The organism is Caballeronia choica, from assembly GCF_001544535.1.
Taxonomy (GTDB): Bacteria; Pseudomonadota; Gammaproteobacteria; order Burkholderiales; family Burkholderiaceae; genus Caballeronia; species Caballeronia choica.
The window spans coordinates 1-25,338 of record NZ_FCON02000113.1 but is presented as its reverse complement, the minus strand read 5'-3'; the positions used below and the strand labels follow the sequence as shown (position 1 = coordinate 25,338).

The 25,338-nt window shown below is 61.3% G+C and carries 18 protein-coding genes and 2 tRNA genes; 14 read left to right on the top strand and 6 right to left on the bottom strand.

All coding sequences use genetic code 11. The features are described from left to right. The 4 genes from AWB68_RS32080 to AWB68_RS32065 all read left to right on the top strand — a co-directional run. Positions 1-1,074: AMP-binding protein (locus tag AWB68_RS32080; RefSeq protein ID WP_143281985.1), on the top strand; the 1,074-nt coding region annotated here is incomplete at its 5' end. Positions 1,075-1,182: 108 nt separating this feature from the next. Further along, the gene (locus tag AWB68_RS32075; protein WP_087648327.1) at positions 1,183-1,512 is read left to right on the top strand and encodes a DUF4212 domain-containing protein; all 330 of its coding nucleotides are present in this window, start codon (positions 1,183-1,185) and stop codon (positions 1,510-1,512) included. Next, positions 1,509-3,551 carry a sodium:solute symporter family protein gene (locus AWB68_RS32070; protein WP_087648326.1) on the top strand — a complete coding sequence of 681 codons (2,043 nt, stop codon included), beginning with the start codon at positions 1,509-1,511 and terminating at the stop codon, positions 3,549-3,551. The genes AWB68_RS32075 and AWB68_RS32070 overlap by 4 nt, the downstream gene beginning before the upstream one ends. A 48-nt stretch (positions 3,552-3,599) precedes the next feature. Next, positions 3,600-3,689, top strand: a tRNA-Ser gene (locus AWB68_RS32065). A 131-nt stretch (positions 3,690-3,820) separates the two neighbouring features. Here AWB68_RS32065 and AWB68_RS32060 read toward each other — a convergent pair. Next, on the bottom strand, positions 3,821-7,273 hold the full coding sequence (locus AWB68_RS32060) for an Ig-like domain-containing protein (protein ID WP_087648325.1): 3,453 nt from the start codon (positions 7,271-7,273) through the stop codon (positions 3,821-3,823). A 383-nt stretch (positions 7,274-7,656) separates the two neighbouring features. After that, a complete protein-coding gene (locus tag AWB68_RS32055; RefSeq protein WP_087648329.1) occupies positions 7,657-7,881 on the bottom strand; it encodes a hypothetical protein in 225 nt (74 codons plus the stop codon). A gap of 135 nt (positions 7,882-8,016) precedes the next feature. On the opposite strand from AWB68_RS32055, the gene AWB68_RS32050 reads away from it, so the two are divergent. Beyond that, positions 8,017-8,268, top strand: coding sequence for a hypothetical protein (locus AWB68_RS32050; RefSeq protein WP_087648324.1), 252 nt, complete (start codon positions 8,017-8,019; stop codon positions 8,266-8,268). Between the two features lie 80 nt (positions 8,269-8,348). Here AWB68_RS32050 and AWB68_RS32045 read toward each other — a convergent pair whose 3' ends face one another. Further along, positions 8,349-8,843, bottom strand: coding sequence for a PRC-barrel domain-containing protein (locus tag AWB68_RS32045; protein WP_087648323.1), 495 nt, complete (start codon positions 8,841-8,843; stop codon positions 8,349-8,351). A 168-nt stretch (positions 8,844-9,011) separates the two neighbouring features. Between AWB68_RS32045 and AWB68_RS32040 the strand changes: the two genes are divergently transcribed. Then, the gene (locus tag AWB68_RS32040; RefSeq protein WP_087648322.1) at positions 9,012-9,659 is read left to right on the top strand and encodes a ribonuclease HI family protein; all 648 of its coding nucleotides are present in this window, start codon (positions 9,012-9,014) and stop codon (positions 9,657-9,659) included. Positions 9,660-9,689: 30 nt separating this feature from the next. On the opposite strand, the gene AWB68_RS32035 is transcribed toward AWB68_RS32040, so the two are convergent. Beyond that, positions 9,690-10,436: an SDR family oxidoreductase gene (locus AWB68_RS32035; RefSeq protein WP_087648321.1), complete on the bottom strand. Its 747-nt coding sequence runs from the start codon at positions 10,434-10,436 to the stop codon at positions 9,690-9,692. Between the two features lie 92 nt (positions 10,437-10,528). After that, positions 10,529-11,761 (bottom strand): pyridoxal-phosphate-dependent aminotransferase family protein, encoded by a 1,233-nt coding sequence (locus AWB68_RS32030; RefSeq protein WP_087648320.1) that lies wholly within the window; start codon positions 11,759-11,761, stop codon positions 10,529-10,531. Positions 11,762-12,077: 316 nt separating this feature from the next. Between AWB68_RS32030 and AWB68_RS32025 the strand changes: the two genes are divergently transcribed. The 8 genes from AWB68_RS32025 to AWB68_RS31995 all read left to right on the top strand — a co-directional run bounded on the left by AWB68_RS32025 (position 12,078) and on the right by AWB68_RS31995 (position 24,311). Beyond that, positions 12,078-13,187, top strand: a complete 1,110-nt coding sequence (locus AWB68_RS32025; protein WP_087648319.1) for a porin — start codon at positions 12,078-12,080, stop codon at positions 13,185-13,187. A gap of 61 nt (positions 13,188-13,248) precedes the next feature. Continuing rightward, on the top strand, positions 13,249-13,887 hold the full coding sequence (locus AWB68_RS32020; protein WP_087648318.1) for a LysE family translocator: 639 nt from the start codon (positions 13,249-13,251) through the stop codon (positions 13,885-13,887). A gap of 587 nt (positions 13,888-14,474) precedes the next feature. Next, positions 14,475-16,007, top strand: a complete 1,533-nt coding sequence (locus AWB68_RS32015) for a peptide MFS transporter (RefSeq protein WP_087648328.1) — start codon at positions 14,475-14,477, stop codon at positions 16,005-16,007. Positions 16,008-16,089: 82 nt separating this feature from the next. Continuing rightward, positions 16,090-16,166 (top strand) — tRNA-Met (locus AWB68_RS32010). A 1,465-nt stretch (positions 16,167-17,631) separates the two neighbouring features. Next, the gene (locus AWB68_RS47070; RefSeq protein WP_125483106.1) at positions 17,632-17,940 is read left to right on the top strand and encodes a hypothetical protein; all 309 of its coding nucleotides are present in this window, start codon (positions 17,632-17,634) and stop codon (positions 17,938-17,940) included. After that, entirely contained in the window at positions 17,910-21,395 is a 3,486-nt protein-coding gene (locus AWB68_RS32005) for an ATP-binding protein (protein ID WP_087648317.1), read from the top strand. The genes AWB68_RS47070 and AWB68_RS32005 overlap by 31 nt, the downstream gene beginning before the upstream one ends. Before the next feature lie 641 nt (positions 21,396-22,036). Further along, a complete protein-coding gene (locus AWB68_RS32000; RefSeq protein WP_087648316.1) occupies positions 22,037-23,203 on the top strand; it encodes a porin in 1,167 nt (388 codons plus the stop codon). Positions 23,204-23,651: 448 nt separating this feature from the next. Further along, complete coding sequence (locus AWB68_RS31995; protein WP_087648315.1) at positions 23,652-24,311, top strand: response regulator transcription factor; 660 nt, start codon at positions 23,652-23,654, stop codon at positions 24,309-24,311. Between the two features lie 632 nt (positions 24,312-24,943). On the opposite strand, the gene AWB68_RS31990 is transcribed toward AWB68_RS31995, so the two are convergent. Further along, a partial coding sequence (locus AWB68_RS31990) for an IS4 family transposase (protein WP_268810917.1) occupies positions 24,944-25,338 on the bottom strand: 395 nt, incomplete at its 5' end.

The window sequence follows — 25,338 nt, the reverse complement described above, 5'->3', positions numbered from 1 at the left end:
GACGACGTCTTCTGGTGCACCGCCGACATCGGCTGGATCACGGGGCACAGCTACATCACCTACGGCCCGCCCGCGATCGGCGCGACGCAGGTCATGTTCGAAGGCGTGCCGACGTATCCGAACGCGGGCCGCTTCTGGGAGATGATCGCCAGGCACAAGGTCACGGTCTTCTATACGGCACCGACCGCGATCCGCTCGCTCATCAAGGTATCGGAAGCGGATGCGAAGGTGCATCCGAAGAGCTTCGACCTCTCGACCTTGCGCATCCTCGGCACGGTCGGCGAGCCGATCAATCCGGAAGCGTGGATGTGGTATCACGAGAACGTCGGCGGCGGGAAGTGTCCGATCGTCGATACGTGGTGGCAGACCGAGACCGGCGGCCACATGATCACGCCGCTGCCGGGCGCGACGCCGCTGGTTCCCGGCTCGTGCACGCTGCCGTTGCCGGGCATCATGGCGGCGGTCGTCGATGAAACCGGGCAGGACGTGCCGAACGGGCAGGGCGGCATTCTGGTCGTGAAGCGTCCGTGGCCGTCGATGCTGCGCAATGTCTGGGGCGATCCGAAGCGCTATCAGACGAGCTACTTCCCCGAAGAACTCGGCGGCAGGCTGTATCTCGCCGGCGACGGCGCCGTGCGCGACAAGGACACCGGCTACTTCACGATCACGGGCCGCATCGACGACGTGCTGAACGTCTCCGGTCACCGGCTCGGCACGATGGAGATCGAGTCCGCGCTCGTGTCGAATCCGCTGGTCGCGGAAGCGGCGGTGGTGGGCCGTCCCGACGATACGACGGGCGAAGCCGTCGTCGCGTTCGTCGTGCTCAAGCAATCGCGTCCGGAAGGCGAGGAGAGCACGAGGATCGCGAACGAACTGCGCGCGTGGGTCGCGAAGGAGATCGGCCCGATCGCGAAGCCCAAGGACATCCGCTTCGGCGAGAACCTGCCGAAGACGCGTTCGGGCAAGATCATGCGGCGCCTGTTGCGCTCGCTCGCGAAGGGCGAGGAGATCACGCAGGACGTATCGACGCTGGAAAATCCCGCGATCCTCGATCAGCTCGGCGAAGCGCGTTAAGCGGTTTCAACGGTTCAGCATCGAACGACGGCTGCCCTTGGGCGGCCGTTTTCGGTTGCAGCGGTCGATCCTGATTGCCGGCGCAGCGTGGTTTTGGTAAACAGTCGCATGCCCGTCGACACCCCTCTCCAAAGCCTGCCTGAACCGCCTCCCGTATCCGCGGCGATGGCGCGCGCGCACCGCGCCTACTGGCGCTTCAATGTCGTGCTGATCGCGGTGCTGATGGCGATTGGCTTCAGCGTGTCGTTCGGCTTGCCGCTGATGGCGTCGCGTTTCGAGGACGTGCGCGTCGCCGGCTTTCCGCTGCCGTTCTACTTCGGCGCGCAGGGTGCGATCCTCGTCTATGTCGCGCTGATCGTGATCTACATCGTACTCATGCAGTTCGCGGACGCGCGGCTGCTGCGCGCCGCCGACGCCACCGAAGCCGGCGACCGATGAAGCTCACCAACCGCCTCATCGTCTATTACGCGCTCTACACGCTCGGCTTCTTTCTGTTCATCTACCTGATGGCGCGCATCGAGCGCGTGACCGGCCCCGGCACGTGGATCGGCTACGTGTTCCTGTTCGTGCCGATCGCGGTGTACGCGGTGATCGGGCTCCTGTCGCGCACGTCCGATCTCGTCGAGTACTACGTCGCCGGGCGGCGCGTCTCGTCGGCGTTCAACGGCATGGCGACGGCCGCCGACTGGTTGTCGGCCGCTTCGTTCATCGGGCTCGCGGGCTCGATCTACGCGACCGGCTACGACGGCCTCGCCTACGTGATGGGCTGGACGGGCGGCTACTGCCTCGTCGCATTCCTGCTCGCGCCGTACGTGCGCAAGCTCGCGCGCTACACGATCCCCGACTTCCTCGGCACGCGCTTTTCGAGCAATCTCGTGCGCGGCCTCGCCGCGTTCGCGGCGATCCTGTGTTCGTTCGTGTATCTCGTCGCGCAGATCCAGGGGATCGGGCTGATCGCGTCGCGCTTCATCGGCATCGATTTCGCGATCGGGATTTTCTGCGGACTCGCGGGCATTCTCGTGTGCTCGTTTCTTGGCGGCATGCGCGCCGTCACGTGGACGCAGGTCGCGCAGTACATCATCCTGATCAGCGCGATGCTGATTCCGGTATCGATGATCGCGCAGCGCGAAGGGCTCGGCTGGCTGCCGCAACTGAACTACGGTCGCGTGATGGAACGCGTCGAAGCGCTCGAGCGCCAGGTGGCCGCATCGCCCGATGAAGCGCGCGTGCGCGGCGACTATCGGCGTCAGGCCGCGCAGGTCCAGGTGCGGATCGATACCTTGCCGCAGTCGTTTCGCAGCGAGTACGCGCGGCTGGTTCACGAAATCGCGGAACTGCGCCGGCACAACGGGCCGCTGCGCGAGATCAGCGCACGCGAGCGCGAGCTTGCGTCCTTTCCCAAAGACCCCGCCGATGCGCTCGCGAAGTGGACGCGCGAGCGCGATGCTTTGCTCGAACGCGTCGCCGCGCCGGTGCCGATGGCGCAGGCGTTTCCCGCGTCGACTTCGGCTTCGTCATCGGCCGCCGACGAAGAGAGTCGGCGGGTGCATCAGCGCAACTTCTTGTCGCTGCTGCTGTGCCTGTCGCTTGGGACCGCGAGCCTGCCGCACATCCTGACGCGCTACAACACGACGACCTCGGTGGCGTCGGCGCGGCGCTCGGTCGGCTGGACGCTGTTTTTCGTCGCGCTGTTCTACGTGACGGTGCCGGTGCTCGCGGTACTGATCAAGTACGAGATCCTGACGGGCGTCGTCGGCCATCGGTTCGCCGAGTTGCCGCAATGGGTGATGCAATGGCGCAAGGTCGAGCCGTACCTGATCCGCATCAGCGATATCAACGGCGACGGCATCGTGCGCTGGGCCGGCATCCAGATGCAGCCGGACATGGTGGTGCTGGCGGCGCCGGAGATTGCCGGACTGCCGTATGTGATCTCGGGGCTGATCGCGGCGGGCGCGCTGGCGGCGGCGCTTTCGACTGCCGACGGCCTCCTGCTCACCATCGCGAACGCGCTCTCGCACGATGTCTATTACTGCATGGTCGACAAGACGGCGACGAGCCAGCGGCGCGTGACGATATCGAAGATCTTGCTGCTCGGCGTCGCGCTGTTTGCGTCGTATGTGGCGTCGCTGAATACGGGGAACATTTTGTTCCTGGTGGGGGCGGCGTTTTCGCTGGCGGCGTCGAGCCTGTTTCCGGTGCTCGTGCTGGGCGTGTTCTGGAAGCGCACGACGAAGCGCGGCGCAGTGGCGGGGCTGGTGGCGGGGCTTGTCGTGTGCGTCTATTACATCGTGTCGACGTATCCGTTTTTCACGGCGATGACGGGGTTCGCCGGACGACGCTGGTTCGGCATCGAGCCGATCAGTTCGGGTGTGTTCGGCGTGCCGGCGGGCTTCGTCGCGACGATCGCGGTGAGTCTCTTCGATCGCAAGCCCGATGCCTATACGCGCGCACTCGTGGACTATATCCGGCACCCGTAGGCCGGGGGTGGCGCGGGTGGTGGAGTTTGATATACTCTGCGTCTTGCCGGAGAGATGGATGAGCGGTTTAAGTCGCACGCCTGGAAAGCGTGTATAGGGTCAAACCTATCCGGGGTTCGAATCCCCGTCTCTCCGCCAAACTGGCTTCCATTAAAAAATCCCGCGAATTTTCGATTCGCGGGATTTTTGCATTTTGAAGCGTTCTACTGCGTTTCGACCCGGATCGAGAGGGGACACGCAGCGTCCTCAACGAGAGCGATGCCGCCGCTTCAATGCAAACTCACGCCGACATTCTGCTGCGCAAGCCATTCCATTTGCGCGCCGAGGTGTTCATCCGTCGCATGGGTTGCCCCGCCGACATGCTGCGCGTGACCCTCCGTACCAACCGCCAACGCCGTATTCCCCAAGTCGATCTGTTCGGCAGACTTCCCGCCAACGACTAAACCCTTGGCGTCATGCGCGAACAGGTCCGGCTCGCTCCAGTCCAGCAAGTCCGCGAGAGACAAGCCCGTCGCTTTTGCGCCGCCCGCGAGGCGTGCCGCTTCGGTCACGATATCGATCGTATAGTGATTCGACACAGCACTCGCACTGTGCCCATTCCCCGACGCGACCGCGCTGAAATCATGCGCGCCCGCTTCGAGCGCGGAAGCCGGTGTGAAGATCCACACGCCGTTGCCCTTCACGACAGTCGAGCCGATCGCCACGCCATGGTCCGACACCGTGATGACGTCGCCCGCGTTGCCATAGCCGTTGAGCGTCGGCGTCGTATCGTCGGTGGTGCCGCCGGCGTGGATATCGCCCTGCGTCGTGCCGACATTGTCGATCACGCCGATGATGAGCGGCATGTCCGCAACCGGCAGCGGATCGGGCGCGACGGTGACCGCAAACGCCGACGAAGCGTCGCCTTTTACGCCAGCCGGTGAGATCGCATACGCGATGAAGTCGTGCGCGCCGTCGGCGAGCGGGTTAGCCGGGCTGATGGTCCAATGGCCGCTGCTGGCTACCTTGGCTGAGCCGATCGCCGTGCCGTGATTGTCCTCGACCGAAACGATGTCGCCGGGCCTGCCGCTGCCGTGGAAAACCGGTTTGGTGTCGTCGGTCGTGCCGCCGGACGCGATGCTTCCCTGAACGTGACCCACGTTGTCCAGAACGCCGTCGATGGTCGGAACCGGCGGCTTCGTTGCATCAACCGTGATCAGGAAGTGATTCGACGTCGGGCTGGCGGCCTGCCCGTTTCCTGAAGCGATCGCGTCGAAGATGTGGTTGCCATTGGCGAGCGGAAGGGAAGGCGTGAATGTCCAGCTGCCGTTGGTGTTGACGATCGCCGAGCCGATCACCGCGCTATTGTCCGACACGGTGATGACGTCGCCCGGGTGCCCATAGCCGAAGAAACTTGGCCTCGTGTCGTCGGTGATGCCGCCGTTTGCGAGGTTGCCCTGGATCAGGCCGACGTGGTCGACGATGCTGTCGATATCGGGCCTGAGCGCCGGCAGTGGCTCGATAACAGTGATCGCATAATGATTCGACTCGGCGCTGAAATCCTTCGTGTCGCGGTCGACCGCGATGGCGCTGAAGTCGTGGACATCGTATTTCAGTGGCAACCTCGGCGTGAATGACCAATTGCCGCTTGCGTCGACCTTGGCCGAGCCGATGTAGTGCCCGCTGTCGTACAGGTTGATCTTGTCGCCCGCGTGGCCGGTGCCCTTGATGGTGGGCATGGCGTCGTCCGTCGATTTGCCCGGCATGACGTTGCCCTGCACGGGGCCGACGTCATCATGAACGCCGGTGATGACCGGCGTTTCCGCCCTCGTGACAGGCTCGGGCGCCATGACGACGATGGTGTACTGGTTCGACGCCGCGCTCGGGCTCTGGCCGTTACCCGAAGCGACGGCCGTGAAGTCGTGCTTGCCCTCGAAGAGCGGTACCGTCGGCACGAACGACCAGAAGCCGCTTCCCTGACTGACGACCGTCGAGCCGATCGGCCTGTCACCCTCGTAAATGGTGATGGTGTCGCCGTAGACGCCCGTGCCGATCAGCGTTGGAAGGGTGTCGGCCGTGCCATCGCTTGGCGCCACGTTCGTGTGCTCCAGGCTGTCGAAGACCGCCGTGATGACCGGCGTGTGCGCGGTCTGCACGGGATCGGGTGCAATGGTGATCGGGTAGTGACCGGACGCCGTGCTCGCCGCGTAGCCGTTGCCCGACGCGGTCGCCGTGAAATCATGCGGGCCGTTCGCGAGCGCCCTTGCAGGCGTGAACGCCCAACTTCCGTTCGCACCGATCGTCGTGGAACCGAGCAGCGTCGCCCCATCGCTCACGTAGACGGTATCGCCCGCGTGGCCGCTGCCTTGCAGCGTCGGCGTGACGTCGTCGGTGGTGCCGCCGGGCGCGACGTTGCCGGTCTTCGGGCCGAAGTCGTCGAGCACATTCGTGATCTGCGGTGTTTGCGCGACCGGCAGGTCGAGGTACAACACGAATTCCGCCGAGGCCGCACCCGACGTCATGCTCTGGACGAAGAACTGATTCTTGCCAAGGAGAAGGCCGTCGTCGTAGAAGCTCCAGGTGCCGTCGGCCTTGACCGTGACGCTCGCGACGGCGCCCGTGCCCGCGTGGGCCGCGTCCGGCTGGCCGGGGAAGTTGTCGTAGACGGCGAGCACGTCGCCCGGAATGCCGGTGCCGTGGATCATCACGGGGGCGTCCGTCGTATGGCTCATGTGCGAATGGGCGGCGCCGGTATCGGTATCGATGGCGCCCGTGATCGCGGGATGGGCAAGGGGGGCGATCACGATGACCGCGTAGTGGTTCGAAGCGGGGCTCGGCGCCTGCCCGTTGCTCGAAGCGATGGCCGAAAAGTCGTGCGTGCCACTCGCGAGCGTTGTCGCGGGCGTGAAGGTCCACGCGCCGCTCGCGTTGATCGTCGTCGAGCCGATTTCCACGCCGTTGTCGTGGACCGTGACGAGGTCGCCCGGCCGGCCATGGCCGCTCAGGGTCGGCTTGGTATCGTCGGTTCGGCCGCCGGGCGCGATCGTGCCCGTGGTCGCGCCGAAATCGTCTCTCACGCTGTCGATCGACGGCACTTGCGGCGCGGGCGGTGCATCGACGGACAGTGCGAGCGCGTTCGACTTCACACTCGTGCTCTGGCCGAGGCCCGTCGCGGTGGCCGCGAACTGATGCGGCCCGGACGCGAGCGGGGTGTCGGGCCTGAACGACCATAACGAGTTGCTTCCGACGACGGACGAGCCGAGCAGCACATTCCCGTCGTAGAGGTGAATGATGTCGCCCGGATGCCCGCTTCCCTGGATTATGAGGCGCGTGTCGTCGGTGTGGCCGTTGGGAGGGACGACGCCCTGCACCGGCCCGACATTGTCGACGGCCGCGACGATCGTCGGTGCTTCCGTGGCAACGATGATGCCCGTCCCGCCGGGAACCACGGTGTTGAATGGCGCCGACATCTCCCCGTATGCCCCGTCCGCTTCCAGGCAGACGGCCGAGAACGAATGAACCCCCGGCTTGAGCGGCGTGAGGGGGGAGAACGACCAGTTGCCGCTTGCGTCGACTCTGACAAAGCCGAGATAGCGCACACCGTCATACAGTTCGACGTTCCTGCCGGGCGTGCCGGTGCCGGTGATGATCGGGGAAGCGCTGGTGGAAATCGAGCCGGAGAGCATGGAACCTCCGACCGACGTGATGCTCGTGGATGTCGTGTTGGCTTGCGTGTTGGACATGTTTTTTATCCTGTCTGCTGAACAGATTGATCGCGTTACACCTCGGTGTGTCGTACTCCGGTGCCTCTCGTGCGTCATGACGGCTGGGAACGGATTCGTAGCCTGATCACGCTAAGATTCTCGTGCGAGTCCCGCGCGGGAAATACACGATATTTCCGAAAAATCCGCAGAGCCGGACGGTTCCGATAGCCAAACGGTCGACTTGCGTTTAATGAAGCGGCACGAAGCCTGGAGGTTGCGCGGAGACCGGATACGACATGGATAGGAGGCTCGCCACGCGCACCGTGATGGTCATATCGGGCGCTGACCTGGCGATTGGCGTTTCATGATCGGCACGGCTGCCGACATCGATCCGAATGGCGCGGTATTGAAAATACCCAACCCTAATCCAGCCTCCGCGCATACGCCCCGCCGAATCGCGCGATATACGTGCTCAATCCACGTCCCGCGAGTGCAAGCCGCTTCATTTCGTCGACGTGAACGCGTCCCGGTATCCGGTAATCGTAAAGATAAGTGGCGCCGCCATTGAACCGGACGCGAATCCCCTCGCGCAGGATTTCATAAGCCTCGACTCCCGAATTTCCCGCGAGATTTTCATAGGCTTGCATGCGCAGTGCCCCACGACGGCGAACGAGCGTGCGGGCGTAAAAAGGCAGTCCGGCTGGCATCCCGTATACTTTGCCCGTCAGAAATTATTTTCGAACCCGCTAAAGTTCCAGCGGGCTCGTGCCGAAATAGCATTCATGGAAAACAATCACGATCCCGTCTCCGAGTCCGACGATCCGCACTTTCAGCGGGCGCGCGCGTTGAGCATCAGCATCGGTGCGATCCGAAAAGCGCAGGGCAAGACAAGCCCGAACGACTTTCCGGTCGGATCGGTCGAATGGCATGTCGCAGTGGAAGATTTCGCCAACGACGTGCTGGCCGCGCTCCTGGGCGATGTCGATTTCGCCGATCTCCCGTTCGGCCACGCGAACTCCCACTCCGGCAAATAAGCCCACAGTGCAACCGGCGCCCGCCGGGATGCACCCGACAGGCGTCCTTGCGCATCGCCCGCTTGGCAGCGTGTTGAAGATCAAAGCTTCACGCCACCCGCTTCCGGCGCACCGAGGTCCGATGGCGCGATCGCGCCGGTTCTGCTCACGTTCTCTTCCCAGTAAGGCTCGCGCCCGTAGTGCTGGTGCACGGAACTCGCCCACTGACGATCGACCATCGACGGCCACGAATCCTTGTCGAATCCCGGCGAGTTGCGAACCTGATCCGATGTCGCGGCGAGCCGGAAGCACTTGTTGTCGGTGTCGAGGGTGAGGGCGCTCCACGGAATGGCGAGCAGCTTGTTGCCCATGCCGAGAAAGCCGCCGCTCGACAGCACCGCATAGGCCACGCGTCCGGCTCGCACGTCGAGCATGATTTCCTTGATCGAACCGACGTCGTCGCCGTCGCTGCTGACGACCGTGTTGCCATCGATGGTGCTTGCCGCCATCACGTCCGGGCCGGGCCCGTCGGCGGTCGCGGCGCCTTTCCCGACGATGGTGGCTTCGCCGGATGTGGAAGAAGTTAGGGTGCTCATGGTGACTCCTTGTGAAGTTGACGAACCTTCTGTCCGTCTGCTTCGCTTTCAGCAACGCGCGTTCCCATTGTCACCGCCTGAAGCGCCGGGCTTTCGGGCGATGCGTTGACGCAGATCGACGCCGCGCTTTTTTGCTAAGCTCGCCGTTCGTCCCGCAAGCGCTCGTCCATGATCGATTTCGAAGAACTGGTTTCCATCGCGTACAAGAGGGAGCGGGCGCTGAGCCGCCGCCTGGCGAAGGGCGCGTCGATCTCCGCGCATGAAGCGCTCGTGCGGACGCTGGAAAAGGCGGCGGGCGGGCAGCCGCTCGGCGAACTGGTGCATGCGCGGCGGCTCGCGAAAGCGCAGGCGCACGAGGCATCGAAGGCGCGTGAGAACCGTCCGCCGCGCGTGCTCCGGAAATCCCACGAGCATCCGCCGGGCGCGTGGCTCGCATGGTTCGACGGCTCCGCGATGCCGAACCCGGGCAGGATCGGCATCGGCGCGTTGCTGAAAAGCCCGCATGGCGACGTGACCGAGATCAGCGCCGCGGCCGGTCACGGCGACAGCAGCAAGGCCGAATATCTCGCGCTGATTTCCGTGCTCGAAGCGGCGCTGCATCGGCGGGCGGACAAGCTCGTGATCTATGGAGACAGCCGGGTCGTCATCGACGACGTGCGCAGCCACGCCGGCGCGCTCGCGCTCGCGCATCATGCGCAAGAGGCGCGGCGGCTGATCGAGGCGCTCGGCGACGTTCATCTGCACTGGATTCCGCGCCACCGGAATGCGAGCGCCGATGCGTTATCGCGTCAGGCGTTCCTGCCCGACGCGGTTTGAATCGGGTTTGAGCCGGGTTTGAGCTGTGAGTCAAGGCAACTCGCGGACGTCCACGACAGGCGTCTCGCCAAACGACTCGCTCAACGCATGATCGACCAGCTTCGTCGCCGATTGCGCGGGCGTTGCGAGCAGGCCGTCGCGCTTGAGTGCGTCGAATTTCTCGCGCAGCGGGAAGCGTTCCAGCCCGGTCGCGCGAATCTCGCCCTGCATGTCCGTATCGACGACGCCCGGCGCGACGCTCGCAATCCTCAGCGCGCGGTTGTGATCGAGCGCGACGGCACGCGCGTGGTGGTCGAGCGCGGCCTTCGTCGCGCAATAGATGCTCCAGCCGGGATACGCGTTGCGTGCCGCGCCGCTCGATACGTGCACGATGCGGCGGTCCTTCGCGTCGACGCTCGCGGCGGCTAGCGCGCTCGCGAACATGAGCGGCGCCGCGACGTTCAGGCTCACGGCGCGTGCGATGGCGCCCGCGTCCTGCTGTTCGAGCGTCCCGACCGGCTGCAGCACGCCCGCGTTGTTCACGAGCAGCACCGTGTCGGCGCCGGAGACGAATCGGCGTAACGCATCGCCGGCGAGCCAGCGTTCGACGCTCGCCAAGTCGGCGAGATCGAGTTCCACTTCTTCGAGCCTGCCGGCGAAGCGCGCGGCCAAAGTGGCGTTGGTCTTGCGTGCCAGCGCGAGCACGTCGATGCCGCGCGACAGCAGCGTTTCGGCGATCGCCTCGCCGAGTCCGCGCGTGTGGCCCGTGACGATCGCTTTCGTGTGAGTGAGAGGCATGCCGGTGATCGATCGGAGGGTTGGAATCCCGTGATCTTACCGTTCACGCCCGAAACGCTCACGCCAACTGCTCACCCATCTCTCCAAGCCAGTTACGCCGCCGCCAGCGACTTCTCCAGTGCCGCGACGCCCGCGGGCAGGTCGACTTTGACGCCCAGATCGAGCATCGTGCGCCCGAGCGCGTGCACGGTCCGGAACAGGTGATGCTCGCGGCACTGCTCGCCCATCTGCCCGATGCGCACGATCGGCGCGCCGAACGAACCCGCAATCTCGACATGGTGACGCCGCGAGATATGCGCGCAGACATCGGCGCCGGACAGGCCCTGCGGCAATTCGATCCCCACGACCGAGTTCAGCCGGCTTTCGCGCGCGACGTAAAGCTTGAGCGAGAGCGCCTCGATGCCGGCCTGCAGCGCGTTCGAGCACTTCAGGTGGCGCGCGAAACGCCGCTCCAGCGTCTCCGCGCAGACGAGCCGCAGCGCCTCGTGCAGTGCGAGCACGCCCGACACCGGCGCGGTGTAGTGATACGAAGCGTTGTGCCAGAAGTTCTCCGCGAGCGATGCGTCGAGGCACCAGTGCACGGGCGGCGCGGGGCGCGACTTGATGCGCTGCCAGGCGGCATCGGAGAACGCGAGCAGCGACACGCCCGGAATCGACGACAGTCCCTTTTGCCCGCCGGTGATCACGGCGTCGATGCCCCATTCGTCCATCGGCAGCGGCATCGTGCTCAACGTGCAGACCGCATCGACGACGACCAGCGCGCCCGCCTCGCGCGCCACCGCCGCGATCGCGGCGAGATTGCGGTTCCACACCGTATTCGACGTTTCGCCCTGCACGATCGTCACGATTTCCGGACGAAAGCGCGCGATGGCTTCGGCGACTTCGGCCGTCTCGGCCGCCCGGCCGCTTTCGATCTTCAGCAACTCGACGTCGGCACCGACGCGCCGCGCCATCTCGGCCATGCGCTCGCTGAAAAAGCCGTTGCAGACACAGAGCATGCGCGTGCCCGGCCACGCGAGATTCGTGACCGCCATTTCCATCGCGGCCGAGCCGGGGCCCGCGACGCCCATCACCCACTTCGACTGCGTCTGGAACACGTAGCGCGCCATCGCCTTGACCTGACCGATGACGGTCGCCATCGTCGATCCGAGGTGGTTGATGACGACGCCGTTCGCCTTGGCGACCGCGTCGGGAATCGGAACCGGGCCGGCGCCCATCATCAGCAGCGGTTCTTCCGGAAGGATGGCGGACAACGGCACGACGACGGGGCAGGGAATTTTCTTCGAGTCGTGCGGATGGTCGAGCGAAGCGGAATCGTTTTTCATGGTTTTTTTGGCCGGACGGGAGAGCGAATCACCTGATTATTCCTGTCGCAGAGCGTATCGGGGAATGCACAGTTGATGGATTTTTTTTCAACGTAATTGTCTGGTGGCGCGCACGAGCGGCGTTTGTCTGACTAAACGTGGCTGATCCTCGGCCTGATGCGCCGACGCAACACATCAGGCGCTGTGCTTCACCAAACGTAAAGAGGAAATCGCGGTTTGTGAGATTCAAGAAAGCATTTATTCATTTTGAGAACGGAAATCACTATCATTCACGGCAAGCTGTTCCTTGTGTTGGTCAACATCTGGAGGAATTGGCATGCGAATTCGAACGAACGTCCGTCAACGCCACGTCATCTGCGCGACTTTGCTCGCGCTCGCCGGCGGCGCGGCCTGCGCGCAGAGTTCCGTCACGCTCTACGGTGAACTCGATGCCGGCCTTGCCTATGTGAACAACGTCGGCGACCACGCACTGTACAAACTCACGTCGGGCGTCATCGATGGCAGCTACTGGGGCTTGCAGGGCACGGAGGACCTCGGCGGCGGCGCGAAAGCCATCTTCCGGCTCGAGCGCGGATATTCGGTCGCAACCGGTGAAGGCTTCAACGACCACCCGTTCTATGTCGGCCTCGGCACCGAGACGCTCGGGACGCTCACGCTCGGCCACCAGTACGATTCGATCCACGACTATTTCGCGCCCTTCACGCTGACGGGCGGCACCGGTGGCACGGCGTTCGCCCATCCGTTCGACAACGACAACGCAAACAACTCGTTCCTCGCCGCCAACTCGGTGAAATACACGAGTGCGAACTACGGCGGCTTCAGCTTCGGCGGCCTGTACGGGTTCTCGAATGCGGCGGGGCAGTTCGCCAACAACCGCGCGTACAGCGTCGGCGCGAACTATTCGAATGGTCCGTTCAACGCGGGCGCGGCGTATCTGCACAACAACGGCCGCGGCAATACGACCGGCGGCGCGTACGAACCAATGAACCTGCCCGGCGCCGACAGCACCGTCTTCCCCGCCATCGTTCAACGCCAGAACACCTTCGGCGTCGGCACGAGCTTTGCCATCGGCGAGTTCACGCTGGCCGGCGCCTTCTCGCGCTCGATCAACTCCGGCGTGATCAACGCCGACACCGGCGACGCCGAAAGCTCGATCGCGCTCAACAACTACGAGATCAACGGCGTCTATCAACTGACGCCGGCGATCGCGCTCGCCGGCATGTACGTGTACACGAACGGCGGCGGCGCGCACTGGCACCAGGGCGCATTGCAGGCCGACTACCTGCTTTCGAAGCGCACCGACGTCTATCTCGAATCGATCTATCAGCGTGCGTCGTCGGGCGCGCCGGCGGTCATCAACACCAACGACCCGGCGACCGGCCGCAATCAGTTGATGATCGCAACCGGCATCCGGCATCGTTTCTGAGGCCGGCCGGGCGCGAATCTGCTAGCGTTATGGTCTGTTTGCCACAACGTAGGTGACGCAGATGTCGCTGCAGACTTTCTCGCTATTCGTGCCCGCGTGCTTCGCGATCAACATGGCCTTCGGGCCGAACAACGTGCTGTCGCTGTCGAACGGCGCGCGCGACGGCGTGCGCATGTCGGTGCTCGCGTCGTTCGGGCGCCTGCTGGCGTTCGCGATCATGATCGCGATCGCAGGACTCGGACTCGGTGCGCTGCTGATGGCGTCGCAGACACTCTTCACGCTGATCAAGTTCGCCGGCGCGGCGTATCTCGTCTGGATCGGCGTGAAATTGCTCCGCTCGGGCCCGGCGCTGGTCGCCAAACGCGCGGATGTCGCGAGCGAGCGCACGCCCGCGCGACTCGGCAAGCTGGCGAAGCAGGAGTTCTGGGTCGCGGCCGGCAACCCGAAGGCGATTCTCGTGTTCACCGCGTTTTTCCCGCAACTCGTCGACCGGTCGACCTACGCGATGAGTTTCGCCGTGCTGGGCGCGACCTTCCTGCTGCTGGAACTGGTCGCGATCGCGATTTACTCGGCGCTGGGCGCGCGGCTCGGCTCGGTGGCGAATGGCGCACGCGGATTCCGCTGGTTCAATCGCGTGAGCGGAACGCTGATGATCGGCTTCGGCGTAATGCTTGCTTTCGTGCGGCGTCCGGCGGCTTAATCTGGCGTAATGCCTCGAACCCAATATCGATAATTAATTGTTATTGGGTATAAACGAATATAAGAGCGAATATAAGCAGCGTAGGGGCATTCCCCGAGTGACCCCGCCGATAATCCAAAACAAAATGCCGCTTCCGGTGAATCGCATCAACCGTGCGATTATTAAATTGTGATGAAAATGTGCGGAGCGATCCTCTGCGTATTCAGTCGTAAATCATGCCGACCATTCACACCGGAATGGGCGGCCAAGTCTGGAAGGTCAATGAAAGTTAATTGTTCCGTCAGGGCTGCGCCGTCTTGCCGCACGCCGTCCCGCTGTGTTTCCGCCAATCGTCGCATTCGTCGCGTCGATACCACGCACTCGATCCCCCGATATTCGAATATTGTGTCTTGCGCCTCGCAAACCACCGTCGGTTCGCGACCGCAGGGATAATTGCGTTTTTTTGGTATCCGGCGCGCGCATCGGCAGCTCCGAGCATCGGCCGCTTTATCGCGTGCGCGTCACCGATTATTTTCCTCGAGTCGGCTCTGTCTTTTCAGAGCGCCGGTTTGAATCCGGCACGCCTCACTATCCTTGAGATTTTCCTGATGACGAATCACACCTCCGGGCCATCGCAGACGCGCTCATTCACGACGGTTTTCCTGATCGAGATGTGGGAGCGCTTCGGCTATTACGGCATGGCGGCGCTTCTCGTGCTGTTCATGATCGACAAGATCGGTTTCGCCGACGATCACGCCAACCTCACCTGGGGCGCGTTCACGGCGCTGGTCTATGCGTCGCCGTCGATCGGCGGCTGGATCGGCGACAAGGTCCTCGGCGCACGCCGCACGATGGCGATCGGCGCGCTCGTGCTCGCGGCCGGCTATTTCATGCTGGCGCTGCCCAATGACGCGCTCGGCTTCATGTATGCGTCGCTCGGCGTGATCGTCGTCGGCAACGGGCTATTCAAGGCGAACGCGGCGAACCTCGTGCGCCGCATCTACGAAGGCGACGACGCCCGCATCGACAGCGCGTTCACGATCTACTACATGGCGGTCAACATCGGCTCGACCTTCTCGATGCTCGCAACGCCGTGGATCAAGGACCACTGGGGCTGGCACGCCGCGTTCGCCGTGTGTTGCGGCGGCATGCTGCTCGGGATGCTGAACTTCGTGCTGATGCGCCGCACGCTCGCACACGTGGGCTCCGCGCCCGACAACGAGCCGATGCACTGGGGCCGCTTCTTCGCGGTCGTCGCGGGTGGCGTGGCGCTGGCGGCATCGACGGTGTTCGTGCTCCAGCACAAGGCGGTGGCGGTCGCCTGCGTGTACACGGCGGGCGTCGCGATTCTCGCGATCTTCGCGTACATGCTCGTGAAGTGCGACCGCAGCGAGCGCGCCGGCCTCATGGCCGCGCTGATCCTGACGCTGCAGGTGATCCTGTTCTTCGTGTTCTACCAGCAGATGTCGACCTCGCTCACGCTCTTTGCGCTGCGCAACGTCGATCCGTCGTTCTCGCTTTTCGGCGTGCCGCTCTTCACGTGGAGCGCCGCGCAGTTCCAGGCGCTCAATCCGATCTGGATCATGTTGCTGAGCCCGCTTCTCGCGTTCGCCTATACGCGGCTCGCCGCTCGCGGGCGCGACATTCCGGTCGCGGCGAAGTACGCACTCGGCTTTCTCGTCGTCGCGATCGGCTTCTTCGTGTTCGGCTTGAGCGGACAGCACGCGGTGGACGGGCGTGTGTCGTCGTGGTTCATGGTGGGCGGCTACGGGCTGTATTCGCTCGGCGAACTGCTGGTCTCGGGCCTCGGCCTCGCGATGATCGCGCGCTACGTGCCCGCGCGCATGAGCGGCTTCATGATGGGCGCGTATTTCGTCGCGACGGGCGTGTCGCAGTACCTGGGCAGCGTCGTTGCGAATTTGGCGCGCATGCCCGCCGGCAACCTCGATCCGCTGCAATCGCTGCCGATGTACACGCAACTGTTCTTCGGGCTCGGCTGGCTTGCGGCGGGCGGGGCGCTGGTCGCGATCGTGCTGCTGCCGTTGCTGAACAGGTTGTCGCGTGAGCATCAGCGTTGCGTCGACGCAGCCCGTGACGATGCAGAAGGGTATGCGCTCGGGCGGCGCGCGTCGGCGACTTGAGCCTGCGGAGATTGATTCGAAGCAAGCGTGAAGTTCCGATTGCCTTCGCCATCGGAATTCAGCTATAATTTAATTCTTCAGACGCGGGGTGGAGCAGTCTGGCAGCTCGTCGGGCTCATAACCCGAAGGTCGAAGGTTCAAATCCTTCCCCCGCAACCAATCAAATCAAAGGGTTACAGCGCATTTGCGTGTAACCCTTTTGTCTTTTTCTGGCACGTGTAACCGCTGTGTAACCGTGAACGGTCACCACACAGGGCGCGTCGACGGGGTCTCCTTCGAACTAGTGTCCTGCGCCGCAATGGGCGCCATCGCACGGCGCTACGTTTTTCGCTCGTCCCCGCGGCGCGCAGTTGCCGCTCATCCGGCCGGTATCCGCGCTGCTGACGGCTTCGGGTCGGATTGCGGGTGCGTCTCTGATCTGTGCATCCGCACCGCCCGTTCTTCGGATATCGCGTAGTTCGATGCGAACTGGCGGTTGCGGACCGGCAAATTGTCCGTTTAGCCCAGTGCGCTCACCTTGCTCGGTACCGCGGCGATCTCATGCGCGTTTCTTCGAAAATGCAGCGATAAGTGGCGGTCGTTACACCATCGGTGCTATTCGAAAGCCAAAAAGCAAGCCGAACCGAATCAATTCCATCGGCTCGCCTGAATTCATCGCGGCCGAAGCGGAAATGCATGGGGACTCGCTGCGAGCGCTGGGCGACGTCTCGATTGGAAGCCGCCGTCGAGGTCGCCCTCACCGAGCGACCGACCGAGGTCGGCGGCGGCCTTCCGCACGACGGGCGCAACGCGAGCCCAGACACCAGTGAGCATCGGGCTGCGATCGGCCAGCCGCCCTCATTCGCTCTTCCCATGATTCGGTCATTCAGGCGTCGACTTCAGTCCGGATTCGGTCGTTCACCAGCCTAGGGCAAAGTGTTTCTAATCGGCCATCGCGGACGTTGGTCGAGCCCAGAACCAGCCGCTCAGGGGCAAGGAACTGACGAACAATGGCAGGACTCAGTTAGCGGCACTTCGCAGATGTTTGGGCATATGGCAGCGTTACCTCCCCTCGCTAATCTACCCCGTCCATGCGATGCTGGACTAGATAAAGCGGTCGCTAACAAAGACTCGAGCAGGGCTCGCGAGTGGTTCTGTTTTTCAACCCGATCACAGGGGCGATCCTCGTGCTGCGAAAACGATCGCGAAACGTCGGCTGCCGAACCAAAAAAATTCCAAGCCTTCTCTCAGTGCATGCACTACCCTTATCGGGAATCGGTCGAGCGGTGGTGCTTACGTGTGCCTACGGCCTTTCTCCACAGGCAACTTGGCTGCATGCGCGCTTGGTCGCTCTTGGTACGTCATGAAGCGCAGGAGAACGTCATGGCACAATTGCTCAACATCGACCGTGTATTCAGACAACTAAGTAAAAACGCATCTGCGAACTGGCCATTTACGCTCATCGTGTTCGCCGTTATGTCCCTTTTCTTGCTGCGAAACGTCACATGGTGGGTTTATAGGGTTTATAGACACCGCCAAGTCCACGATATTCTTGTTTATCATTTTCGCCGGCTCAGTCGCCGGGATCACAAATTATCTTCAACGAGAGAAGAACGAACGCGGGAGATACGATCGGCTAAAAATCATGGATTCAGAAAATCGATTTACTGACTTTAAGCGCGAAATTCGAAGAAATCTTTTCAACTCTATTCAAAAGGCTATTTCGAAGGGCGACGCGGAGGAGATAAAGTCTGTTGTCACACGCTCCATAGAAGAGCAAGCGTCGAAGGCGTTCGTCATGGATGTCGAAAAAAGACTGAAGGAGGAAATCGCAGGTATCAACCATATCGGTGCAAGTTCAGTAGATGCTATTCTGGCCGTCTATGTTTATGCAAACAAAATGCCACTCTCGGGAGAGGCGGTATGGACCTCAAGCGCCTTACGGAATGGTTGAAAACAGGCGAGGGGATCGTCCAGACGATAGTAGCCTTTGTTGGGGTACCCGCGTCTATTTGGGCGGTGCTTACGAAAACCCTACACCCCGTCGCGGCCGATTTACATCTCCGTCCTTGGATGGAAACAGGCATCGCTGGAATTTTCGTTATCGGTCTTTTACTGATTATCTGGCGCGGGTTCCGTCGATTCGCCAAAGCAAGCCGACTTGAACAACCTGACGCATTCATATTGCGTCCTACGGGGCCCGAGACCCTCATCGGCCGTACGGAAGACCTTAAAAAATTAATCGCCGCCGTCAACCAGAACCGACTCGTGTTACTGGACGGGGAGTCGGGTTGCGGGAAGTCTGCCTTAATCAATGCCGGCCTTGTTCCAACCCTAAATCAGAAACTCGGGCTTCTGCCGGTCGAAATTCGAGACTGGGGCGATGACTGGGTGCGAGGCCCATTGGCTGCATTGCTCGATGCGTTATTCCAAGCGCTTTTGCCGAGCGACCGCGAGAGCATGAATTGGAAGGCCGCATCGGACCTCGCAGCGGACGCGCCTCATTTAGCAGCTGAACTCAATACACGATTAAAAAGCGTTCTCAGTGTTCTTGGAAGGCGCCCGCTTCTAATCGCGGATCAATTCGACGACTACCAAGCGCGGCATCGCGAGCACTTTCTCGATGAAAATGGCAATTGGCTATCTCCATCAGCACTGGCAAAGAAAAACCGCTTCTGGGAGTTAGTGAGCATAGGACTACGCGAATCTCGGATACACGTTTTGGTCGTCGCCCGCGCCGACACGGCCTCTGGCTTGACCTGTATCCGTTTTCTCGACGAAAGTGCGGTTGCGCGCACGTTAGCCCGCGTCGATTCGGAATACCTCCGACCACTTTTACAAAACATCGCGCCCGACACAGTAACGCCATCGACCGTCAGCAATTCGGAGGGCGGATGGCAGGACTTGCGCGAGCGCCTTGAACTTGATCTGAAAGCCGAAGGCGCAGTGCTAATGCAGCAGGTTCGCACGGTTCTACTCGGATTGCGACAGTTGCCCCTGCTCACTCCTCGGCACTATCGCGTCGCTGGCGGCCTACGAGGAGTGGAAGCGCTTTTCATTTCGCGTGCAATTAGCAGAGCCGGGGACACAGCCGGTGGCGGAGCCGCGGGGAGAGAAGTCGCGCGAGCAATGCTGGCGGCGCTTATTTTGCCAGGTGGCCCGAATCAGCCGCCGAAAGCAAAACGCGCTTCGTTCACTGAGCTCGTGGAAATCGCCGAAAATGAAACGCGAGCGAAATCTGTTCTTGATTCGCTACAGCGAGGCGAGGTGGTCCGCCCAGCCGAGACTGTCAGTAGCGGCAGCGCATGGCAGTTGGATCACGACTACTTAGCTCGGGCTGTTTTAGCAGAGGCTCGACAGACCGACCGCTGGTCGGTGGCTTTGCGCGAAGGCAGGGCTCAGTACGACCATGCTGCCGGGGATTGGAAACGCAAATGGGCTGCGCTGCTACCAATGGGCACTTTGGCGCGTATAAGCTGGGAACGGGCCCGTGGGCGTTTAAAATTTGGCGACGCAGCAAGCTACGCACGAGCTAGCGCGCTTAAGCCAAGCATTCTCGTCGTCTGTCTCGCACTCGTTGGCGCTGAGATACACGCCTGGAATAGTGAAAGATTAATCACTGCTGAAGCCAATCGGATCGTCGATCGCTTTGGCGGCAGCGGTGAGCGTGACGCAGTATTGACGGTTTGGGGCGCGCCAGATCGACTACGGCAGCGAGTGTATCAACTCATAACAGAGGATAACGGAAAGTTCGAGCGCGCCGCTCGCAGTCGTTGGCCCTTAGCGCAAGTTGGTCTGGAGCCGGACCGTGCCCGAGAAGTGGCAGCGGATTTACTTGCTGCCCTACAAAATTCGAACGAATATTGGGCGGACCTACTTCTCAGAAACTACTACGACGTGTCAATGCGTATCGACGATGCCAGGGGCATTGACACTGCTGCTGGTGCACTGCGTACAATTTTGGAAAAGAGATTATCAACTCCAGACAAATTTAACGACACGGTGACGGATGTTGCATCGTATTATGCAAAAATGGTTTTACGATCGAAAAATTCGACCGAACTATACAAGGCCGCAATAGATATGCGCGTCCGCATCGTTGACGACGGCCCTCGCATTAGCGATGAGTTTTTCGAGTCATACATCGCTATTCTGGCGCGCATTAAGGACCCGGCTTGGAAAATATCTGAGTTAGCGGCTCTACGCGCGGCGGTGCTGAGGGAGCCCCGTAGCGACAACATGGACTTCGGAGCTCCCATCGTAGCTTATGCCGCCGTTGCCGCGCAAATTAACGATGCGAGTTCTCTCAAAGCCGCGGCAGCGTTCCTAAGGACCAACGCAGAGCGAGCATCTTACACCGCACCATACATAGACTTTCTTCGACGGTCGTACTCATACATTGCGTCACGACTACCGGAAAGCGACCGGAAGTCGGAGGCCGAAGCGCTGCTCGCAGAATTGCGAACATCCCCCGAAATTAAGCGGCACGAGGTGCTAACGACGCTTTACGCCACGTTGGCATCGCAATTGTCTGACACGGAAAATCTTGCAGGAACGGCATCCAATCTGCGTATATTCGCCAGTCCGTGGCTCAGTATTCCCTCCGAGCGTTTTTGCGCGCGTGCTTATGTGGATGTAATGACGCGGTTATCCGGTCAAGCCGGGCTTCGGAAGGCGCTAGACTATCTTCTCGAGGAAATGGGAAGACTGCCACTTGTAGACAGAGGGTGGGGAGAAGTGATTTTTGCGGAGGCGGCAGTACTACTTCGCGACCCAGTCGAAATGAAGGAAGCGCTTCCGATGTTGCGAACACGACTGCAGAATTTGTCAAGATATGATGAGGTTGACGAGGTCTTGGGCGCCTATTCATTGGTAATTGCTAGTCTTCCCAACGCTGCGGATCTCAACGCAGAAGCTGCAGCATTAAAAGCGCTCTTATGGGCGCGAGATGAAAACTTTTGGCTCGCGCGACCCTATGCAGATGTGGTAGTGCGACTTAACGATCAAAAAGAAATGGGCGCCACCGCTTCGGACCTACATTTGCAGATAATGCGGGCGAAGAGTTCGCAGTCGGCCAATTCGCTCGCGAATGCTTTCGGTATAATTGCCCAAGCTATGATTGCGCGCTATGGCGCACAGCACCAAAAAAGTGCGTCACTAGCACTACAAGCATTAATTCTAGCGGGGCATCCCTTCCTAACCGAGCCCGCCCCTTTACTCGCAGTCCTAAAGCCGGTGGCCGGAATCGATTTCGGCGACGATGTCGAAGCTGCGGAACGTTGGGCTACAGCAAAATATGGCATCCCGCCTGAACAGTTTCGACCCGATCTGCAGGATGTGAAAACCGTAAATCGGATTAGCCGAAGCGCGACAAATGAATTGCGTCTTGTAGGTCTTGCGACAAACTGAGCGCATTTAAAAATGCGCGGCCGCCTGGCTTAGGGACGTTGAACGGGAGCTGGCATGTATTTGCGATTTTGAGTAGTTAGATTGATCCTTTACAGCCGTTGGGCGCGCGCAAGCCGTCCTCCCGGATGAGTGCCATCGCGAGACGAACGTCCGCTTCAGCTTGGAAGCAACCGTTGAAGCAGGGCGTCGTCCGACGTCCGCAGTGGGTCGGCTTGCGACGGTCGCGACCCGAGCGACGACGCGCGGCCGGTCGTTTCATCGTTTGACCGGACTCGGCCAGCATCGGCCGAAGGCCAGTGGGATAAGTCGGCCGCTAAGATGTCGTTTTCATCTCGTGGAACAGACGCCTGACCGCCAACTGCGACCGTGGCACATCCGTGATCGACGAGCGCGCAAAGATCATGGCCAAAAATCGGTGCGCGGATGTTCAGCTCCCACAAGTGGGGAATGTTGAGGTCTTATTAAAAGGAGTCGCGAAGACCGCATTCACAGCGCAGATCGGGAGTTTTACGCAAGGTCGGCCTTCCGCGCCGCAGCATGTCGAAGTGTTGCAAAAATGCGACTTTTTATGAAAGGCTGCTAACAAGGAGTTATTCTTCATTCCGCTTCTAAACACTTACCCTTTCGGCGGAGATCTGTTGATGAACAAGACAACAATGGCGACTGTTTCGCTGGCATTGCTGGGCGCCGCCGGCGCAGCACAGGCGCAATCCAGCGTGACACTGTATGGCGTGATCGACGCCGGCCTCTCGTATGTCAGCAACGCTGACCAAGCGAGCAACCATCGGTGGGGCACGCAAAACGGCACCCTGTCGGGCAGTCGTTGGGGCCTGAAGGGTCAAGAAGACCTGGGCGGTGGCCTGAAGGCAATTTTCCAGTTGGAAAACGGCTTTGACCCGGGGACGGGCCAGTTGAACCAGAGTGGCCGCGAATTCGGCCGTCAGGCGTTCGTGGGCGTGACCAGCGACACCTTCGGTACGGTGACGTTGGGTCGCCAGTACGACCCGTCCGTCGACATGGTTCAAGGCATCACGGGTGACAACTACTTCGGCAGCCTCATGGCAACGCCTGGCGACATCGACAACTACGACAACTCGCTGCGCGTGAGCAACGCTGTCAAGTACGTTTCGCCGAACTACGCCGGCTTCCAGGTCGAAGGCATCTATGGCTTCAGCAACCTGACCACGACGGGTCAAGGCCACACTTGGGGTGGGGCCGCGACGTACAACAACGGCCCGTTTGCTATCGCGGCCAGCTACCTCTATGCGAACAATCAGTCCGCAGGCCGTCCGACCCCCGCTGGTGGCGGCTGGAACAGCCCGTCGTCGGACAGCCTGTTCAACACGCCGATCAACATCGGCTACCAGACGGCTAGCGCAATCGGTATCGCTCGTGCTGCGGCCCAATACGCGTTCGGCCCGTTCACGTTCGGTGCTTCGTACAGCAACGCACAGTACAAGAACGACGGCAATTCGCTCTTCAACCAGTACGAAAAATTCGATGTCGGCAACGGTTTCGTGAACTGGCAGCTTTCGCCGGCGCTGCTGCTGGGCCTGGGCTACACGTACACGCATGCTCACGGCGACACGTCGGCCACGTATCACCAGGCCAGCCTGGGCAGCGATTACTCGCTGTCAAAGCGTACCGACGTTTTTGCTCTCGCGGCTTATCAACACGCGAGCGGTACGCAGAAGAATGCGGACGGCACGACGACCTCGACCGCGCAAGCTTCCGTCTCCGACTTTGGCTACTTGAGCGGCAGCAGCCACCAGGAAATCGTGATCGTCGGCATCCGCCACAAGTTCTAATTGGCATCTTGGACGTGACGGGGCATGCGAACCTTTGAATGTTGCGATGTGTCCCCATTTGTTTGCCGTCACATCCGGAGCGCTTTTTCGTAGTATTTCAAGGCTGACGAGTAGAAAGTTCTATTTCAGCCAAACAGCGCCACCTCGGCGCCCGGAACGGCTCAAGCATCGCGCTTGGGCCGTTTTTTCATGGCGATTCTTTTTCGCCGACTCGCCATCTTATTTATTAACCGGTTGATGCGACATTGCCTTTTGCAACAGTGGAGCAGTTCGGCGAAATTAGGGCTAGCCTTTCTCACTGCGCCCCAAGGCGAGCAGTTGGGTTGGCGGATAAACTGACAGATCAACGCTGGCAAGCCGACGTTATGTATGTCTCCACGCATCCGGAGCGCTTGGACTTGCTTGCCGGCGCGAAGGGTATTGAATCGTTGTTCGGTGAGAGACCAGGATGCGACTGCTTTTGGTGGAAGCGGATGACACGGTCGCTGAGACGGTGCTTGCGTCGATGCGCCGCGCGACATACACGATCGACTGGAAACGGGATGGGGAGGCGGCGAGGCAGGCGCTGCTTCGCGAGTCTCACGATCTGGTGCTGCTAGCGCTGGACATTCCGCGATTGAACGGAATCGAGATGCTAGAGACTTATCGTAAAGCGGGCGGTCTAGCGCCGATACTCATCCTGACCGAACGCGACGCGGGTGCGGACGGGATTCGAAGCCTATTCGCTGGTGCCGACGATTTCATGAGAAAACCACTCGATTATGACGAGCTCGCGGCGCGCGTTCACGTGCTCTTGCGCCGGCGTGTCGACCACCAACAGACGGTGTATATCCACGGCGGACTGACACTGGATCCGGCTGCACACGAGGCTAGCAAAGACGGCAATCCGTTGCATCTTACGCCTCGGGAGTTCGCGATACTGCAGGCCCTAATGGAAGAGCCTGCTCGCGTATCTAGCCGGGCAAAGCTTGCAAAACTGGTGTACGGGCAGCGACCAGAGCCAGAAAGCAATACGATACAGGTATATGTAAATAGCTTGCGTCAGAAGATCGGCGAAGACCAAATTCTTACCATCCGGGGCATAGGTTATCGGCTGAAGATGACGTAGCAGAAGCGCGCGAGTCAATCACGACCACGCCTATAGACGTATCACGGATGCCTATGCTTACAGCACCTCAACGAATCTACAGCGGTTTAGAAACGGCATCCGAGCTTGGCGTTCCGCACGCAAGGATGATATCGATTCCCTTCTCGATAAAATACCTAATCCGGCTCGCCTTACGAATGACCGGTGCCCCTTGGAAGCCGCCGTTGACGCCGCAACGCGTCCGAACGGCGGCAGAGGGTCGACTTCTGCCGGACGCGGGGCCGATCAAAGGCGCACCGCTTCGCCAGTTTTACGACAGACCGGGATCGGCCATGTATGGTCGTTCGATCAAGCTCTCAGACGGACATTTGAGCGTCGGCTCCGCACAGCTAACGGACCTTGGCGCGCCGATCCTATCCGGCGTGTCGTCGGACAGGGCGACCTTTCGATGCCTCGCCGGTGCGAGGCATTAGCCTTGCGCCCTCATTGCACACAAGATAGTGTCGGGCGAGGCTGCGCGTCATGGCCGACAAGTTTGGCGTATCAGCGAGAAATCAGCGTGCTGGGCGCGTGCCGACCGCGCCATCACGTTTCGTCGCCGTCGCGGATACCCATCAGTGGAAGAGGCGGGGACGGCCCGTTAGGGCATGTCGTTATACAGAAATGTCGGCATCACCGTCATCGCGCAATAAGCGCATGGTTTCCGCGGCGATATGAACTTTTGTGAGCCCCTTCCAGATTGTCTCCGCGCCGGGTTCGCCATCGCCCTTGCGAGCGAGGAAACCGCCGAGGCGAGCGACCAAGCGCAACACTTCGTTGAGCTTGGGTTGCACAGGCATACGCGTTTTCGTGAGCAAGTGGGCGGCCCGAATTTCATCGGGATCGAAGAACAGATGCGCGTCCAAATCAGGACAGGTCCGGCCCAGCCGCATCAGATAGGTCACACGCCAAGCCACCACAAGAAACAGCGCCAACGCACGCTCGAGTCGTTCAATCGTGCCCAACTGCAGCTCTTCGACCTGACAGCCGTTCTTCAGAACGTTGAACA

Excerpts from the sequence above, each read along its gene's own strand:
- AWB68_RS32015 (WP_087648328.1), top strand. The coding sequence starts at position 14,475 with ATGACGAATCACACCTCCGGGCCATCGCAGACGCGCTCATTCACGACG.
- AWB68_RS32040 (WP_087648322.1), top strand. The coding sequence starts at position 9,012 with ATGATCGATTTCGAAGAACTGGTTTCCATCGCGTACAAGAGGGAGCGG.
- AWB68_RS32070 (WP_087648326.1), top strand. The coding sequence starts at position 1,509 with ATGAAGCTCACCAACCGCCTCATCGTCTATTACGCGCTCTACACGCTC.
- AWB68_RS32055 (WP_087648329.1), bottom strand. The coding sequence starts at position 7,881 with ATGCAAGCCTATGAAAATCTCGCGGGAAATTCGGGAGTCGAGGCTTAT.
- AWB68_RS47070 (WP_125483106.1), top strand. The coding sequence starts at position 17,632 with ATGGATTCAGAAAATCGATTTACTGACTTTAAGCGCGAAATTCGAAGA.
- AWB68_RS32000 (WP_087648316.1), top strand. The coding sequence starts at position 22,037 with ATGAACAAGACAACAATGGCGACTGTTTCGCTGGCATTGCTGGGCGCC.
- AWB68_RS32030 (WP_087648320.1), bottom strand. The coding sequence starts at position 11,761 with ATGAAAAACGATTCCGCTTCGCTCGACCATCCGCACGACTCGAAGAAA.
- AWB68_RS32060 (WP_087648325.1), bottom strand. The coding sequence starts at position 7,273 with ATGTCCAACACGCAAGCCAACACGACATCCACGAGCATCACGTCGGTC.
- AWB68_RS32035 (WP_087648321.1), bottom strand. The coding sequence starts at position 10,436 with ATGCCTCTCACTCACACGAAAGCGATCGTCACGGGCCACACGCGCGGA.
- AWB68_RS32005 (WP_087648317.1), top strand. The coding sequence starts at position 17,910 with ATGGACCTCAAGCGCCTTACGGAATGGTTGAAAACAGGCGAGGGGATC.
- AWB68_RS31995 (WP_087648315.1), top strand. The coding sequence starts at position 23,652 with ATGCGACTGCTTTTGGTGGAAGCGGATGACACGGTCGCTGAGACGGTG.
- AWB68_RS32050 (WP_087648324.1), top strand. The coding sequence starts at position 8,017 with ATGGAAAACAATCACGATCCCGTCTCCGAGTCCGACGATCCGCACTTT.
- AWB68_RS32020 (WP_087648318.1), top strand. The coding sequence starts at position 13,249 with ATGTCGCTGCAGACTTTCTCGCTATTCGTGCCCGCGTGCTTCGCGATC.
- AWB68_RS32045 (WP_087648323.1), bottom strand. The coding sequence starts at position 8,843 with ATGAGCACCCTAACTTCTTCCACATCCGGCGAAGCCACCATCGTCGGG.
- AWB68_RS32025 (WP_087648319.1), top strand. The coding sequence starts at position 12,078 with ATGCGAATTCGAACGAACGTCCGTCAACGCCACGTCATCTGCGCGACT.
- AWB68_RS32075 (WP_087648327.1), top strand. The coding sequence starts at position 1,183 with ATGCCCGTCGACACCCCTCTCCAAAGCCTGCCTGAACCGCCTCCCGTA.